14 protein-coding genes are annotated in these 16,640 nt (G+C 60.8%); 8 read left to right on the top strand and 6 right to left on the bottom strand.

Annotation, left to right across the window (positions count from 1 at the left end; all coding sequences use genetic code 11):
• The first annotated feature begins 115 nt into the window (after positions 1-115).
• The 8 genes from nuoG to nuoN are packed head-to-tail and all read left to right on the top strand — an operon-like array spanning position 116 to position 10,107.
• On the top strand, positions 116-2,830 hold the full coding sequence (gene nuoG / locus BSF44_RS12165) for an NADH-quinone oxidoreductase subunit NuoG (protein ID WP_095943715.1): 2,715 nt from the start codon (positions 116-118) through the stop codon (positions 2,828-2,830).
• Positions 2,827-3,834, top strand: a complete 1,008-nt coding sequence (gene nuoH / locus BSF44_RS12160; RefSeq protein WP_095943714.1) for an NADH-quinone oxidoreductase subunit NuoH — start codon at positions 2,827-2,829, stop codon at positions 3,832-3,834. Before nuoG ends, nuoH begins: the two co-directional genes overlap by 4 nt.
• Positions 3,835-3,844: 10 nt before the next feature.
• Entirely contained in the window at positions 3,845-4,390 is a 546-nt protein-coding gene (nuoI, locus tag BSF44_RS12155; RefSeq protein WP_007970449.1) for an NADH-quinone oxidoreductase subunit NuoI, read from the top strand.
• A gap of 9 nt (positions 4,391-4,399) precedes the next feature.
• Positions 4,400-4,903: an NADH-quinone oxidoreductase subunit J gene (nuoJ, locus tag BSF44_RS12150; protein ID WP_046037836.1), complete on the top strand. Its 504-nt coding sequence runs from the start codon at positions 4,400-4,402 to the stop codon at positions 4,901-4,903.
• A gap of 2 nt (positions 4,904-4,905) precedes the next feature.
• Positions 4,906-5,214 carry an NADH-quinone oxidoreductase subunit NuoK gene (gene nuoK / locus BSF44_RS12145; RefSeq protein ID WP_007946416.1) on the top strand — a complete coding sequence of 103 codons (309 nt, stop codon included), beginning with the start codon at positions 4,906-4,908 and terminating at the stop codon, positions 5,212-5,214.
• Positions 5,211-7,064: an NADH-quinone oxidoreductase subunit L gene (gene nuoL, locus BSF44_RS12140; RefSeq protein ID WP_095943713.1), complete on the top strand. Its 1,854-nt coding sequence runs from the start codon at positions 5,211-5,213 to the stop codon at positions 7,062-7,064. The genes nuoK and nuoL overlap by 4 nt, the downstream gene beginning before the upstream one ends.
• Positions 7,065-7,103: 39 nt before the next feature.
• Positions 7,104-8,636 (top strand): NADH-quinone oxidoreductase subunit M, encoded by a 1,533-nt coding sequence (nuoM, locus tag BSF44_RS12135; RefSeq protein ID WP_095943712.1) that lies wholly within the window; start codon positions 7,104-7,106, stop codon positions 8,634-8,636.
• A gap of 7 nt (positions 8,637-8,643) precedes the next feature.
• The gene (gene nuoN / locus BSF44_RS12130) at positions 8,644-10,107 is read left to right on the top strand and encodes an NADH-quinone oxidoreductase subunit NuoN (RefSeq protein WP_095943711.1); all 1,464 of its coding nucleotides are present in this window, start codon (positions 8,644-8,646) and stop codon (positions 10,105-10,107) included.
• Between the two features lie 261 nt (positions 10,108-10,368).
• Here the strand turns inward: nuoN and BSF44_RS12125 are convergent, their stop codons facing one another.
• Genes BSF44_RS12125 through BSF44_RS12100 form a run of 6 tightly spaced genes read right to left on the bottom strand, consistent with a single transcriptional unit; the run spans position 10,369 to position 16,323 of the window.
• Positions 10,369-12,111 (bottom strand): ABC transporter substrate-binding protein, encoded by a 1,743-nt coding sequence (locus BSF44_RS12125; RefSeq protein WP_095943710.1) that lies wholly within the window; start codon positions 12,109-12,111, stop codon positions 10,369-10,371.
• 47 nt (positions 12,112-12,158) lie between these two features.
• Positions 12,159-12,431, bottom strand: coding sequence for a DUF2160 domain-containing protein (locus tag BSF44_RS12120; RefSeq protein ID WP_095943787.1), 273 nt, complete (start codon positions 12,429-12,431; stop codon positions 12,159-12,161).
• 10 nt (positions 12,432-12,441) lie between these two features.
• A complete protein-coding gene (locus BSF44_RS12115; RefSeq protein WP_095943709.1) occupies positions 12,442-13,242 on the bottom strand; it encodes a carbohydrate ABC transporter permease in 801 nt (266 codons plus the stop codon).
• Between the two features lie 8 nt (positions 13,243-13,250).
• On the bottom strand, positions 13,251-14,117 hold the full coding sequence (locus BSF44_RS12110) for a carbohydrate ABC transporter permease (RefSeq protein ID WP_008046507.1): 867 nt from the start codon (positions 14,115-14,117) through the stop codon (positions 13,251-13,253).
• The gene (locus tag BSF44_RS12105; RefSeq protein ID WP_095943708.1) at positions 14,114-15,229 is read right to left on the bottom strand and encodes an ABC transporter ATP-binding protein; all 1,116 of its coding nucleotides are present in this window, start codon (positions 15,227-15,229) and stop codon (positions 14,114-14,116) included. The genes BSF44_RS12110 and BSF44_RS12105 overlap by 4 nt, the downstream gene beginning before the upstream one ends.
• Positions 15,229-16,323 carry an ABC transporter ATP-binding protein gene (locus BSF44_RS12100; RefSeq protein WP_095943707.1) on the bottom strand — a complete coding sequence of 365 codons (1,095 nt, stop codon included), beginning with the start codon at positions 16,321-16,323 and terminating at the stop codon, positions 15,229-15,231. The genes BSF44_RS12105 and BSF44_RS12100 overlap by 1 nt, the downstream gene beginning before the upstream one ends.
• Positions 16,324-16,640 lie beyond the last annotated feature (317 nt).

Here is a 16,640-nt window from a genome sequence, read left to right as displayed (position 1 = left end):
CCGTGCCCTTCGCTTTTCGTGTGATGACGCCTTTAACGGCTGTGTTGATTCACGCGGATAACAAGATTCCATTAGCCACGCCCGCTGACACCGGGCCAACGAAGAACTTTGAACCATGGCCACTATCCACGTAGACGGCAAAGAGCTCGAAGTCGATGGGGCAGACAACCTGTTACAGGCATGTCTGTCGCTAGGCCTCGATATCCCTTATTTCTGCTGGCACCCTGCCCTCGGCAGCGTTGGCGCTTGCCGCCAGTGCGCGGTCAAGCAGTACACCGACGAAAACGACACCCGTGGTCGTATCGTCATGTCCTGCATGACCCCTGCCACCGACGGCACCTGGATCTCCATCGAAGATGAAGAATCCAAGGCCTTCCGCGCCAGTGTTGTCGAATGGCTGATGACCAACCATCCTCACGACTGCCCGGTCTGTGAAGAAGGCGGTCACTGCCACCTGCAAGACATGACGGTCATGACCGGCCACAACGAGCGCCGTTACCGCTTCACCAAGCGTACCCACCAGAACCAGCAACTGGGCCCGTTCATTTCCCACGAAATGAACCGCTGCATCGCTTGCTACCGCTGCGTGCGCTTCTACAAAGACTACGCCGGCGGCACCGACTTGGGGGTATACGGCGCACACGACAACGTGTACTTCGGACGTGTAGAAGACGGCACCCTGGAAAGCGAGTTCTCCGGCAACCTCACCGAGGTCTGCCCGACCGGTGTGTTCACCGACAAGACTCACTCCGAACGCTACAACCGCAAGTGGGACATGCAGTTCTCGCCGAGCATCTGCCATGGCTGCTCCAGCGGTTGCAACATCTCCCCTGGCGAACGTTACGGCGAACTGCGTCGCATCGAAAACCGCTTCAACGGTTCGGTGAACCAGTACTTCCTGTGCGACCGTGGCCGTTTCGGCTATGGCTACGTCAACCGCGAAGACCGCCCGCGTCAGCCATTGCTGGCCAACGGCACCAAGCTGAGTCTCGACGAAGCGCTGGATAAAGCCGCCGACCTGCTGCGCGGTCGCAACATCGTCGGTATCGGTTCGCCCCGCGCCAGCCTCGAAAGCAACTACGCGTTGCGCGAACTGGTGGGTGCCGAGCACTTCTACTCGGGTATCGAAGCTGCCGAACTGGAACGCATCCGCCTGGTCCTGCAAGTACTGAAAGACAGCCCGCTGCCAGTGCCGAACATGCGCGACATCGAAGACCACGATGCCGTGTTCGTCCTCGGTGAAGACCTGACCCAGACTGCCGCGCGCATGGCCCTGTCCCTGCGTCAATCGGTCAAGGGCAAGGCCGAAGACATGGCCGATGCCATGCGCGTCCAGCCTTGGCTCGACGCCGCCGTGAAGAACATCGGTCAGCACGCGCTGAACCCGCTGTTCATCGCAAGCCTGGCTGAAACCAAGCTCGACGACATCGCCGAAGAGTGCGTTCACGCCGCTCCAGACGACCTGGCCCGCATCGGTTTCGCCGTGGCTCACGCCCTCGACGCTAGCGCACCGGCCGTTGAAGGCCTGGACAGCGAAGCGCTCGAACTGGCCAAGCGCATCGCCGACGCCCTGCTCGCAGCCAAGCGTCCGCTGGTCATCGCCGGTACCTCCCTGGGCTCCAAAGCGTTGATTGAAGCTGCTGCCAACATTGCGAAAGCTCTGAAGCTGCGCGAGAAGAACGGTTCCATCAGCCTGATCGTGCCAGAGGCCAACAGCCTCGGCCTGGCCATGCTCGGTGGCGAATCGGTCGACGCCGCGCTGCAAGCCGTGATCGACGGTAAAGCCGACGCCATCGTCGTGCTGGAAAACGATCTGTACACCCGTACCGACAAGGCCAAGGTCGATGCTGCCCTGAGCGCCGCCAAAGTGCTGATCGTCGCCGACCATCAGAAGACTGCCACCAGCGATCGCGCGCACCTGGTTCTGCCAGCCGCCAGCTTCGCTGAAGGCGACGGCACCCTGGTCAGCCAGGAAGGCCGCGCCCAGCGCTTCTTCCAGGTCTTCGATCCGAAGTACATGGACGCGAGCATCCTGGTTCACGAAGGCTGGCGCTGGCTGCATGCACTGCGCGCAACCCTGCTGAACCAGCCGATTGACTGGACCCAACTGGACCACGCCACCGCTGCCGTCGCTTCCAGCACTTCAATCCTGAATCGCATCGTCGATGCCGCACCGTCCGCCGCGTTCCGCATCAAGGGTATGAAACTGGCCCGTGAACCGCTGCGTTACTCCGGCCGTACCGCCATGCGCGCCGACATCAACGTGCACGAACCGCGTACCCCGCAGGACAAGGACACCGCGTTCGCCTTCTCGATGGAAGGTTACTCGGGCTCGGCCGAACCGCGTCAGCAAGTACCATTCGCCTGGTCTCCGGGCTGGAACTCGCCGCAAGCCTGGAACAAGTTCCAGGACGAAGTCGGTGGTCACATCCGCGCTGGCGACCCGGGCACCCGCCTGATCGAAAGCACTGGTGACTCGCTGAACTGGTTCGCCAGCGCTCCGCGTGCGTTCAACCCAGCTCCTGGTACCTGGCAGGCCGTGCCGTTCTTCCACCTGTTCGGCAGCGAAGAGAACTCTTCGAAAGCCGCTCCGGTTCAGGAACGCATCCCGGCTGCTTATGTTGCTCTGGCCAGGTCCGAAGCCGACCGCCTGGGTGTCAATGACGGCGCCATGCTGAGCCTGAACGTGGCTGGCCAGACCCTGCGTCTGCCGCTGCGCATCAATGAAGAACTGGGTGCTGGTCTGGTGGCATTGCCTGCGGGCATCGCCGGCATTCCGCCAGCGATCTTTGGCAAATCCGTTGACGGTCTGCAGGAGGCAGCTCAATGACCTTGTTCACTCCTGAAGTGATCGACGTGATCATCGCGGTCCTCAAGGCCGTGGTGATTCTGCTCGCCGTGGTGGTTTGCGGTGCCCTGCTGAGCTGGGTCGAGCGTCGTCTGCTCGCCCTCTGGCAGGACCGTTACGGTCCGAACCGCGTCGGCCCGTTCGGCGCGTTCCAGATCGCCGCCGACATGATCAAGATGTTCTTCAAGGAAGACTGGACCCCGCCGTTCGCCGACAAAGTGATCTTCACTTTGGCGCCGGTCGTGGCCATGAGCGCCTTGCTGATTGCCTTCGCAATCATCCCGATCACCCCGACCTGGGGTGTCGCGGACATCAACATCGGCATCCTGTTCTTCTTCGCCATGGCTGGCCTGTCGGTCTACGCGGTGCTGTTCGCCGGCTGGTCGAGCAACAACAAGTTCGCCCTGTTGGGCAGCCTGCGGGCCTCGGCGCAAACCGTGTCGTACGAAGTGTTCATGGGCCTGTCGCTGATGGGCATCGTGATCCAGGTCGGCTCGTTCAACATGCGCGACATCGTTGAGTATCAAGCGCAGAATCTGTGGTTCGTCATTCCGCAGATCTTCGGTTTCCTGACCTTCTTCATCGCTGGCGTCGCCGTGACTCACCGTCACCCGTTCGACCAGCCGGAAGCGGAACAGGAACTGGCCGACGGTTACCACATTGAATACGCCGGCATGAAATGGGGCATGTTCTTCGTCGGCGAGTACATCGGCATCGTGCTGATCTCGGCGCTGCTGGTGACCTTGTTCTTCGGTGGCTGGCACGGTCCGTTCGGCATCCTGCCGCAGATCCCGTTCATCTGGTTCGCGTTGAAAACCGCGTTCTTCATCATGTTCTTCATCCTGCTGCGCGCCTCGATTCCGCGCCCACGGTATGACCAAGTGATGGATTTCAGCTGGAAGTTCTGCCTGCCGCTGACCCTCGTCAACATGCTGGTGACCGCTGCGATCGTGTTGCTCAACACGCCCGCCGTCGCGGCTCAGTGAGGATAGAATCATGAAGTACATTTTTGACATCGTGCATGGCTTCTACACCCAGCTTCGCAGCCTGGTGATGATTTTCGGCCACGCCTTCCGCAAGCGCGACACGCTGCAGTACCCGGAAGAACCGGTCTACCTGCCGCCGCGCTACCGTGGGCGTATCGTCCTGACCCGCGACCCCGACGGCGAAGAGCGTTGTGTAGCGTGCAACCTGTGCGCCGTGGCGTGCCCGGTCGGTTGCATCTCGCTGCAGAAAGCTGAAACCGAAGACGGTCGCTGGTACCCGGACTTCTTCCGCATCAACTTCTCGCGCTGCATTTTCTGCGGCCTCTGCGAGGAAGCCTGCCCGACCACCGCGATCCAGCTGACGCCGGATTTCGAAATGGCCGAGTTCAAACGTCAGGACCTGGTTTACGAGAAAGAAGATCTGCTGATCTCCGGCCCCGGCAAAAACCCTGATTACAACTTCTATCGTGTTGCAGGTATGGCGATTGCCGGTAAGCCGAAAGGCTCCGCGCAGAATGAAGCCGAACCGATCAACGTGAAGAGCTTGCTGCCTTAAGGAAGAAAGATGGAATTCGCTTTCTATTTCGCATCGGGTATCGCTGTGGTGTCCACGCTTCGCGTGATCACCAACACCAACCCTGTGCACGCCCTGCTCTACCTGATCATTTCGCTGATCGCCGTGGCGATGACGTTCTTCGCCCTCGGCGCACCGTTTGCCGGTGTCCTGGAAGTGATCGCCTACGCTGGCGCCATCATGGTGCTGTTCGTGTTCGTGGTGATGATGCTGAACCTGGGGCCGGCCTCGGCTCAGCAAGAGCGCGCCTGGCTCAAGCCCGGTATCTGGGGCGGCCCGGTCCTCCTCGCCGCGCTGCTGCTGGTGGAACTGCTGTATGTGCTGTTCTCCCACCAGACCGGTGAAGCCATCGGCCACACCACCGTAGACGCCAAGGCCGTGGGCATCAGCCTGTTCGGTCCTTACCTGCTGGTGGTCGAACTCGCCTCGATGCTGCTGCTCGCCGCAGCCGTCACGGCGTTCCATTTGGGCCGTAACGAAGCCAAGGAGCAATGACGATGCCTGCTATCCCCATGGAGCATGGTCTGGCGGTCGCCGGCATCCTGTTCTGCCTCGGTCTGGTCGGCCTGATGGTCCGCCGCAACATCCTCTTCGTGCTGATGAGCCTGGAGGTCATGATGAATGCCTCTGCTTTGGCGTTCATCGTTGCCGGTAGCCGCTGGGCGCAGCCGGATGGACAGATCATGTTCATCCTGGTGATCAGCCTGGCAGCCGCCGAGGCCAGTATTGGCCTGGCGATCCTGCTGCAACTGTATCGCCGCTTCCACACGCTCGATATCGACGCTGCCAGTGAGATGCGCGGATGAACCTACTCTTTCTGACTTTCGTATTCCCTCTCATTGGTTTCCTGCTGCTGTCGTTCTCACGCGGCCGCATTTCGGAAAACCTGGCTGCGCTGATCGGCGTCGGCTCCATCGGTCTGTCGGCGATCGTTACCGCCTACGTGATCTGGCAGTTCAACGTCGCCCCGCCGGAAGGCGGCCACTACACCCAGGTGTTGTGGCAGTGGATGGCGGTGGAAGGCTTCACGCCGAACTTCGCGCTGTATCTGGACGGCCTGTCGCTGACCATGCTCGGCGTGGTGGTTGGCGTCGGCTTCCTGATCCACCTGTTCGCGTCCTGGTACATGCGCGGTGAAGACGGTTACTCGCGCTTCTTCGCCTACACCAACCTGTTTATCGCCAGCATGCTGTTCCTGGTGCTGGGCGATAACCTGTTGTTCCTGTACTTCGGCTGGGAAGGCGTGGGCCTGTGCTCGTACCTGTTGATCGGTTTCTACTACAGCAACCGCAACAACGGTAACGCGGCACTCAAGGCCTTCATCGTGACCCGTATCGGTGACGTGTTCATGGCCATCGGCCTGTTCATTCTGTTTGCCCAGCTGGGCACGCTGAACGTTCAGGAACTGCTGGTGCTGGCTCCGCAGAAATTCCAGTCCGGCGACTTCTGGATGGTCATGGCCACCCTGATGCTGCTGGGCGGCGCTGTCGGTAAATCCGCGCAACTGCCGCTGCAAACCTGGCTGGCGGACGCGATGGCCGGCCCGACTCCGGTTTCGGCACTGATCCACGCCGCAACCATGGTGACCGCTGGCGTCTACCTGATCGCCCGTACCCACGGCCTGTTCACCCTGGCGCCGGAAATCCTGCACCTGGTGGGCATCGTTGGCGGTGTGACCCTGGTTCTCGCCGGTTTCGCAGCCCTGGTCCAGACCGACATCAAGCGTATCCTCGCCTACTCGACCATGAGCCAGATCGGCTACATGTTCCTGGCCCTGGGCGTCGGTGCCTGGGACGGCGCGATCTTCCACCTGATGACCCACGCCTTCTTCAAGGCCCTGCTGTTCCTTGCGTCCGGTTCGGTGATCGTTGCCTGCCACCACGAGCAGAACATCTTCAAGATGGGCGGTCTGTGGAAGAAGCTGCCACTGGCCTACGCCAGCTTCATCGTCGGCGGCGCGGCCCTGGCGGCCCTGCCACTGGTTACCGCGGGTTTCTACTCCAAGGACGAAATCCTCTGGGAAGCGTTCGCCAGCGGCAACAACGGTCTGCTCTATGCCGGTCTGGTCGGCGCGTTCATGACGTCGCTCTACACCTTCCGCCTGATCTTCATCGCGTTCCACGGTGAAGTGAAGACCGAAGCCCACGCCGGTCACGGCATCGCCCACTGGCTGCCACTGTCGGTGCTGATCGTATTGTCCACCGCCATCGGCGCGATGATCGTTCCACCACTGCACGGCGTGCTGCCGGAAAGCGTCGGCCATGCCGGCGGCGAAGCCAAGCACAGCCTGGAAATCGCCTCGGGCGCCATTGCCCTGGCCGGTATCCTGCTGGCTGCCCTGCTGTTCCTCGGCAAGCGTCGCTTCGTCACCGCCGTCGCCAACAGCGGCATCGGCCGTTTCCTCTCGGCCTGGTGGTTCGCTGCCTGGGGCTTCGACTGGATCTACGACAAACTGTTCGTCAAGCCGTACCTGGCGATCAGCCACATCCTGCGCAAAGACCCGCTCGACCAGACCATCGGTCTGATCCCGCGCATGGCCAAAGGCGGTCACACCGCCCTGAGCCGTACCGAGACCGGTCAACTGCGTTGGTACGCCGCCTCGATGGCTGCTGGTGCCGTGCTGGTCATCGGCGCCGTCGTGCTGGTAGCGGTCTGATATGAACCTTGCGAATTTGCGAAAGGAAACGAACCCGTCATGATTCTGCCTTGGCTAATCCTGATCCCCTTCATCGGCGGCCTGCTGTGCTGGATGGGTGAGCGCTTCGGCGCCACCCTCCCCCGCTGGATTGCGCTGATCACCATGTCCCTGTTGCTCTCCCTCGGCCTCTGGCTGTGGGCCAACGGCGATTATTCTTTTGCCCCGGCGCCTGGCGCCGACCCGACCTGGGCGCTTGAGTTCAAGCACGTCTGGATCCAGCGCTTCGGCATCAACGTGCACCTGGCCCTCGACGGCCTGTCGCTGTTGATGATCATGCTGACCGGTCTGCTGGGTGTGCTCTCGGTACTCTGCTCGTGGAAAGAGATCCAGCGTCACGTGGGCTTCTTCCACCTGAACCTGATGTGGATCCTGGGCGGTGTCGTCGGCGTGTTCCTGGCCCTCGACCTGTTCATGTTCTTCTTCTTCTGGGAAATGATGCTGGTGCCGATGTACTTCCTCATCGCGCTCTGGGGTCACAGTTCTTCGGACGGCAAGAAAACCCGGATCTACGCGGCGACCAAGTTCTTCATCTTCACTCAGGCTTCCGGCCTGATCATGCTGGTGGCGATCCTGGGCCTGGTACTGGTCAACTTCAACGACACCGGCGTGATTACCTTCAACTACGCCGACCTGTTGAAGACCAAGATGTCGATGACCACCGAGTACATCCTGATGCTCGGTTTCTTCATCGCCTTCGCGGTCAAGCTGCCGGTCGTGCCGTTCCACTCCTGGTTGCCTGACGCTCACGCCCAGGCGCCGACCGCAGGTTCCGTCGACCTCGCCGGTATCTTGCTGAAGACCGCGGCCTACGGCCTGCTGCGTTTCGCCCTGCCGCTGTTCCCGAATGCTTCGGCCGAGTTCGCGCCGTTTGCGATGGCCCTGGGTCTGATCGGGATCTTCTACGGTGCATTCCTGGCGTTCGCGCAAACCGACATCAAGCGTCTGATTGCCTTCTCGTCCGTTTCCCACATGGGCTTCGTACTGATCGGCATCTACTCCGGCAGCCAACTGGCGCTGCAGGGTGCGGTGATGCAGATGCTGGCCCACGGCCTGTCGGCGGCGGCACTCTTTATCCTGAGTGGCCAGCTGTACGAACGCACCCACACCCGCGACATGCGTGAAATGGGTGGCCTGTGGTCGAAGATCGCTTACCTGCCGGCCCTCAGCCTGTTCTTCGCTGCCGCGTCCCTGGGCTTGCCGGGTACCGGTAACTTCGTCGGCGAGTTCCTGATCCTGATCGGCACCTTCCCGATCGCTCCATGGGTCACCATCATCGCCACGTCCGGCCTGGTGTTCGGTTCGGTCTATTCGCTGATCATGATCCACCGTGCGTACTTCGGTCCGGCCAAATCGGACGCAGTTCTGCATGGCATGGACGGTCGCGAAATGATCATGGTGGTCGGTCTGGCTGCGCTGCTGATCTACATCGGCGTGTACCCACAACCGTTCCTCGATACCTCTGCCGCTACGATGCATGGCGTGCAGCAGTGGCTCGGCACCGCCTTCACTCAACTCGCTTCGGCCCGGTAAGAGCGCTATGGAATTCACGACTCAACACTTTATCGCGCTAGCGCCGTTGTTGATCACCAGCGCCACGATCATCGTGGTGATGCTGGCGATCGCCTGGCGCCGCAACCACTCCCAGACCTTCCTGCTGTCCGTGGCGGGTCTGAACCTGGCACTGCTGTCGATCCTGCCTGCCTTGAAAGTCGCGCCATTGGCCGTGACCCCACTGCTGCAGATCGACAGCTTCGCCTGCCTGTACATGGCGCTGATCCTGGTCGCCACCCTCGCTTGTGTGACCCTCGCCCACGCCTACCTCGGCGATGGCGGCACGGGTTACCCGGGCAACCGTGAAGAACTGTACCTGCTGATCCTGATGGCCGCCGCCGGTGGCCTGGTGCTGGTCAGCGCGCAGCACCTGGCCGGGTTGTTCATCGGTCTGGAACTGCTGTCGGTGCCGGTCTACGGTCTGGTGGCTTACGCCTTCTTCAACAAGCGCTCGCTGGAAGCCGGCATCAAGTACATGGTGCTGTCGGCTGCCGGTTCCGCGTTCCTGTTGTTCGGCATGGCGCTGCTGTACGCAGACTCGGGTTCCCTGAGCTTCGTCGGCATCGGTCAGGCCCTGGCGGCCACCGGCCTGCCAAGCTCGCTGGCACAACTGGGCCTGGGCATGATGCTGATCGGCCTGGCGTTCAAGCTGTCGCTGGTACCCTTCCACCTCTGGACTCCAGACGTCTACGAAGGCGCTCCGGCGCCGGTCGCGGCGTTCCTGGCGACCGCTTCCAAAGTGGCCGTGTTCGCGGTGATGGTGCGTCTGTTCCAGATCTCGCCTGCGGCGAGCAGCGGCGTGCTGAGCGACGTGCTGACCATCATCGCCATCGCATCGATCCTGTTCGGTAACCTGCTGGCGCTGACCCAGAGCAACCTCAAGCGTCTGCTGGGTTACTCGTCCATCGCCCACTTCGGTTATCTGCTGATCGCCCTGGTGGCGAGCAAGGGTCTGGCCGTGGAAGCGATCGGCGTGTACCTGGTCACCTACGTGATCACCAGCCTCGGCGCCTTCGGCGTGATCACCCTGATGTCCTCGCCGTACAAAGGCCGTGACGCGGATGCCCTGTACGAATACCGCGGCCTGTTCTGGCGCCGTCCGTACCTGACCGCCGTACTGACCGTGATGATGCTGTCCCTGGCCGGTATCCCGCTGACCGCGGGCTTCATCGGCAAGTTCTACATCATCGCCACCGGCGTCGAATCGCACCAATGGTGGCTGGTCGGCTCGCTGGTACTGGGCAGCGCCATCGGCGTGTTCTACTACCTGCGTGTGATGGTCACCCTGTACCTGATCGAACCGAACCTGCGTCGCGTCGATGCCCAGTTGCACTGGGAACAGAAGGCAGGCGGCGTGATGCTGCTGGCCATCGCGGTACTGGCCTTCTTCCTCGGCCTGTACCCACAACCGCTGCTGAACCTGGTTCAACAGTCAGGGTTGGCGGGTTGATCGCTTAGGCGACCCTCGGTAGTAAACAAAAACGGCACCTTCGGGTGCCGTTTTTGCGTTTGGGGATTTGTGTTCGGTCATAGGTAATCGGTTGTCAGGAATGGCCTCATCGCGAGCAGGCTCGCTCCTACAGTGGTCGGGTCGCCCACAAATTCATTGCATGACACATAACCTGTAGGAGTGAGCCTGCTCGCGATCGCGGTAGATCAGGTACAAAAGAAAACGGCACCTTACGGTGCCGTTCGCTTCTTACAGGTCGCCTTATTTACGCGCCGCCTCCCACGATTTCAGCAGTTCGGCATAGCTCACGGTCTCGCCCTTAGGCTTCTCGTTTTCCAGTTTCGGCTTCGGTGCGCCCGGTTGGTCGAACCAGTATTGCGCATCCCGCTCGGGGTTCATTTTCGGGGCGCAGGTGGCTTGGGCTTTCGAGCGTTCCAGACGGGTCATGATCGCGTCCTGATCCTTGGCCAGGCCGTCGAGTGCCTGTTGCGGGGTTTTCTCGCCGCTGGCGGCTTCGGCGATGTGGCTCCACCACAGTTGCGCCAGGCGTGGATAGTCCGGCACGTTGGTCCCGGTCGGGGTCCATTGCACGCGGGCCGGGCTGCGGTAGAACTCCACCAGGCCGCCGAGTTTCGGTGCCAGGTCGGTCATGGCTTGCGAGTTGATGTCCGATTCGCGGATCGGCGTCAGGCCGACGATGGTTTTCTTCAGCGACACGGTTTTCGAGGTCACGAACTGCGCGTAGAGCCAGGCCGCGAGTTTCTGTTTCTCAGGCGTGGATTTCATGAAGGTCCAGGAGCCGGCGTCCTGATAACCGAGTTTCATGCCCTCCTCCCAATACGGGCCTTTCGGCGAAGGCGCCATGCGCCATTTCGGCGTGCCGTCGGCATTCATCACCGGCAGGCCCGGTTTGGTCATGTCGGCGGTGAACGCGGTGTACCAGAAGATCTGCTGGGCGATGTTGCCCTGGGACGGCACCGGCCCAGACTCGGAGAAGGTCATGCCCGCCGCTTCCGGTGGCGCGTATTTTTTCATCCAGTCCACGTACTTGGTGGTCGCATACACGGCCGCCGGGCCGTTGGTGTCGCCACCGCGGGTTACGCTGGAGCCGACCGGATGGCAATCCTCGACGCGGATACCCCACTCGTCCACCGGCAAGCCGTTGGGTATGCCTTTGTCGCCAGCACCGGCCATGGAGAACCAGGCATCGGTGAAGCGCCAGCCCAGGGACGGGTCTTTCTTGCCGTAGTCCATGTGCCCGTAGACGCGCTTGCCATCGATTTCCTTGACGTCTTCGCTGAAGAACTTGGCGATGTCTTCATAGGCCGACCAGTTCACCGGCACGCCGAGCTCGTAGCCGTACTTTTCCTTGAACTTGGCCTTGAGGTCCGCGCGCTCGAACCAGTCGGCGCGGAACCAGTACAGGTTGGCGAACTGCTGGTCAGGCAACTGATAGATCTTGCCGTCCGGCGCGGTGGTGAAGGAGATGCCGATGAAGTCTTTGATGTCGAGGGTCGGCGAGGTGAAGTTCTTGCCTTCGTTAGCCATCAGGTCGGTGATCGATTCGGTCTTGCCGTAGCGGAAGTGCGTACCGATCAGATCCGAGTCATTGACCCAGCCGTCATAGATGTTCTTGTCCGACTGCATCTGGGTCTGCAGCTTTTCCACCACGTCGCCTTCCTGCAGCAGGTCGTGGGTCAGCTTGATCCCCGTGATCTCGGTGAAGGCCTTGGCCAGCACCTTGGATTCATACTCGTGGGTGGCAATGGTTTCCGACACCACTTTGATGCTCATCCCGCGAAACGGCTCGGCCGCCTTGATGAACCACTTCAGCTCTTCGAGTTGTTGATCGGCCGTCAGAGTGGACGGCTTGAACTCACTGCCGATCCATTTCTTCGCGGCATCTTCATAGGCATCGGCCCAGGCCGAAGCGCTCAAACCGCTGAGTGCCAGCATGGCTGCCAATGAAATGCTATGTCGCAGCTTATTGTTTTTGTCGAACATAGAGACCTCCTGTTTAAGTTTCGGAGCAACATTGCCGAGCGATTCGACTAGCCCCAACGCATCACAGCCAACAGCCACACCAGGGACATCGCGAAGGCGACCCAGATGCTCCAGTCGGTGACGCCGATTACCAGCAAATGCAGGTAGGCGCTGCCGAGAAGACCGATGAACAAGCGATCGCCACGGGTGGTGGCAATCGGCAAAAATCCACGCCGAAGGATGCTCGGCGAACGTAATTCCCAAGTGGTCATGACCACCAGGATCAGGGCGATCACACTGAAAAATGCCGCCGTGGGGACGGTCCAGCTCATCCATTCCATCATCAGTTCCTCATACCCGGCCCAGGGCAAAGCCCTTGGCCACGTGGTTGCGAACAAACCAGATCACCAGCATGCCCGGCAGGATGGTCAACACCCCCGCCGCCGCCAGCACGCCCCAGTCAATGCCGGATGCCGAGACGGTGCGGGTCATCACCGCTGCGATCGGCTTGGCGTTCACCGAGGTGAGGGTTCGCGCCAGCAGCAGTTCGACCCAGGAAAACATGAAGCAGAAAAACGCCGTGACGCCGATGCCGGAGCCAATCAGCGGGATGAAAATCTTCACGAAGAACTTGGGAAAACTGTAGCCGTCGATGTAGGCGGTTTCGTCGATTTCCTTGGGCACGCCGGACATGAAGCCTTCGAGAATCCACACCGCAAGCGGTACGTTGAACAGGCAGTGGGCCAGGGCCACGGCGATGTGGGTGTCGAACAAGCCGATCGAGGAATACAACTGGAAGAACGGCAGCAGGAACACCGCCGGTGGCGCCATGCGGTTGGTCAGCAGCCAGAAGAACAGGTGCTTGTCGCCCAGGAAGCGATAACGCGAGAACGCATAGGCTGCCGGTAGCGCCACGGTCAGGGAAATGATCGTGTTCAGGCTCACGTAGTACGCCGAGTTGATGTAGCCGGTGTACCAGCTCGGATCGGTGAAGATCACCTTGTAGTTCGCCAGCGTGAAGTCCTGTGGGAAAAGTGTCAGGCCGCCGAGGATTTCGCTGTTGCTCTTGAACGACATGTTCAGCAGCCAGTAGATCGGCACCAGCAGGAACAGGATGTAGATCAGCAGTGGAACAAGCTTTCTCTTGCTCATGGCGGGCCTCAGCGGTTGGCGTCGGAGTGAGTCATGGCGGTGTAGAACAGCCAGGACACCAACAGGATGATCAGGAAATACACCAGCGAGAATGCGGCGGCCGGCCCGAGGTCGAACTGCCCGATCGCCATTTGCGTCAGGGTCTGGCTCAAGAAGGTGGTGGAATTGCCCGGACCGCCGCCCGTGAGCACGAAGGGCTCGGTGTAGATCATGAAGCTGTCCATGAAGCGCAGCATCACCGCGATCAGCAGCACGCTCTTGAGCTTGGGCAGCTGGATGTGCCGGAACACCGCCCATGCCGAGGCCCGGTCGATCCGCGCCGCCTGGTAATACACATCCGGAATCGCCCGCAGGCCGGAGAAGCACAACAGCGCCACCAGCGAGGTCCAGTGCCAGACGTCCATCACCAGCACGGTGACCCAGGCATCCATGGTGTTCGCCGCATAGTTGTAGCTGATGCCCATGGCCTTGAGGCTCGCCCCCAGCAGACCGATGTCGGCGCGGCCGAAGATCTGCCAGATGGTGCCGACCACGTTCCACGGAATCAGCAACGGAATCGCCAGGATGATCAGCACCACCGACGACCAGCGGCCCTTGGTCGGCATGGTCAGGGCAATCGCAATCCCCAGGGGAATTTCGATCAGCAGCACGCAGGCCGAGTAGATGAACTGGCGCAGCAACGAGTCGTGCAGGCGCGGATCGAGCAGCACTTGCTTGTACCAGTCGGCGCCGACGAAGTAGCGGCTGGACTGGTCGAAGATGTCCTGCACCGAATAGTTGACCACGGTCATCATCGGGATCACCGCACTGAACGCCACCAGCAGGAACACCGGCAACACCAGCCACCAGGCCTTGTTGTTCTGCACCTTGTTCATGGCTGCGCCTCTTGGTTGGCATTGGCTTCGAGCAGGAATTCATCGGCGTAGACCATCAGCCACTGCGCCGGAAAACTGATGTAGGCCGTGCCTTGCGGCACTGGTTTGTCTTCGGCCAGGCGCACTTTCAAGGGCACGCCATCGAGGTCGAGGCTCATGATCTTGTAGGTGCCCAGGTCTTCGACGTGTACGACCTGTGCCCGCAGCGCGTCATCAAAGGCTTCGTCCCACACATGGACGAACTCCGGACGAATGCCGACCTTCAGGGTATTCCACTCGGACTCGGCAATACGCTGCTGCATCGCCTCGGACAGCGGCAGGTGCGTCGAGGCAAAACCGACACCGCCGGGTTGCGGCTGCACCTCGATCAGGTTCATCCCGGGGCTGCCGATGAAGTAGCCGACAAAGGTGTGGCTCGGGCGCTCGAACAATTCCCTTGGCGTGCCGAATTGCACGATCTGCCCGCCGTACATCACCGCAATCTTGTCGGCAAAGGTCGAGGCCTCCAACTGATCGTGGGTGACGTAGACCATGGTGATGTTGAACTGCTCGTGGATCTGCTTGAGCTTGCGCCGCAGTTTCCACTTCAGGTGCGGGTCGATCACCGTCAGCGGCTCGTCGAACAGGATCGCCGACACGTCATCGCGCACCAGGCCGCGCCCCATGGAAACTTTCTGTTTTTCGTCGGCGGTGAGGTTGCGCGCCTTTTTGCTCAGCAGGTTCTGCAGGTCGAGGACCTCGGCGATTTCCTGCACCTTGCTATGGACCCTGGCCTCGGCCATGCCCTGATTGCGCAGCGGGAAGGCCAGGTTGTCGAACACCGTCATGGTGTCGTAGACCACCGGGAACTGGAAAACCTGGGCAATGTTGCGCTTCTCCGGGGTCAGGTTGTTGACCGCTTTGCCGTCGAACAGCACATGGCCCTGGGACGGGCTGAGCAGCCCGGAAATGATGTTGAGCAAGGTTGATTTGCCGCAGCCCGATGGACCGAGCAAGGCATAGGCGCCGCCTTGCTCCCAGATGTGGTCCATCTCGCGGATCGCATAGTCCTCCGGTCCCGCCGGGGTCCTGGTGTAACTGTGGGCGAGGTTCTGCAAACGGATTTCGGCCATCAGGCAACCCTCGTGACACGCCGGCCCGGCGCCTGGACCAGCCGCCCCTGCGTATCGAACACAAACAGTTTATGGGTCGGGATGTAGATGCGTATCGGCGCATCGACGTCGTATTCGTGGACACCCGGCAAGTGCAGCACCAGCAGGAAGTGCTCGTTGCGCACGTGCAGGAAGGTTTCCGAGCCGCTGATTTCCGCGACTTCGACGGTCACCGCCAATTCGAGGTCATCGTCGTTGCTCGGCACCAGCGAGATATGGCTGGGCCGCACGCCGAAACGGAACTCGCCCTCGCCCACCGGGCGCAGATCGACGTTCAGCGGGAAATGCACGAAGTTGGCGAAACTCACTTCGTTGCCGGCAATGCGTCCCGGCATCAGGTTGATCGGCGGCTCGGAGAACAGCTCCGCCGCCAGCACCGTTTGCGGCTGGTGATAGACCGAGGAAGACTGGCCGCTCTGGATCACCCGGCCTTCGTGAAGAATCGTGGTGGTGCCGCCCAGGGCCAGGGCCTCGTTGGGTTCGGTAGTGGCGTAAATCGCGATGGTGTGGCGCGCCTTGAACAGCTCGCGCATTTCCTGGCGCAGTTCTTCGCGCAACTTGTAGTCGAGGTTGACCAGCGGCTCATCGAACAGGATCAGTTCGGCATCCTTGACCAGCGCCCGGGCCATGGCCGTGCGTTGTTGCTGACCGCCGGAAAGCTCCAATGGATAGCGCTTGAGAAACTTCTCGATGCGCAGCATCTTCGCGGTTTCCAGCACCTTGTTCTGGATCACTTCGCTGGATACACCGGCCTGACGCAGCGGCGAGGCGATGTTGTCGAACACCGTCATGGTCGGGTAGTTGATGAACTGCTGATAGACCATCGACACATTGCGCAAGCGCACGGGGCGTTGGGTGACATCGACGCCGTTCATCAGGATGCGGCCGCTGTCGGGCTTGTCCAGACCGGCCATCAGGCGCATCAGGCTGGTCTTGCCGGACAAGGTGCGCCCCAGCAAAACGTTGAAGGAACCGGGTTCAAAACTCAGGTTGGCATCGTCGATCCAGGTCTGGCCCTCGACGGTGCGGCTGACGTGCTCCAGGGTGAGTGACATGGCTCGGCCTTTTTATTATTTGGAGTCAAGCGACCGGAGCTCTAAAGCGACATCCGTGCCAAAAATCTCAAACTGTTGATTCAGCTTGAAATTCTCGAAGAAGACGGCGAAACAGCGTTCGTTGCTGAACACAAATGAACAATCGGAAATGAACAATTGAACAGTTCACCCATTGACAGTGAACAATAGTGAACAACACTCTACGGATGATTTTTGCCTTTCCCAGAACATGAAATAAATGCAAAACCTGTGGGAGCGAGCCTGCTCGCGAATGGGAGTGTCAGTCGACATTGATATTGGCTGAACCACCGCTATCG

Source organism: Pseudomonas sp. ACN8 (assembly GCF_002303925.1).
In the GTDB taxonomy this organism is placed as follows: domain Bacteria; phylum Pseudomonadota; class Gammaproteobacteria; order Pseudomonadales; family Pseudomonadaceae; genus Aquipseudomonas.
Note: the sequence above shows the minus strand (reverse complement) of the source record. Positions and strands in the feature narration are given on the sequence as shown.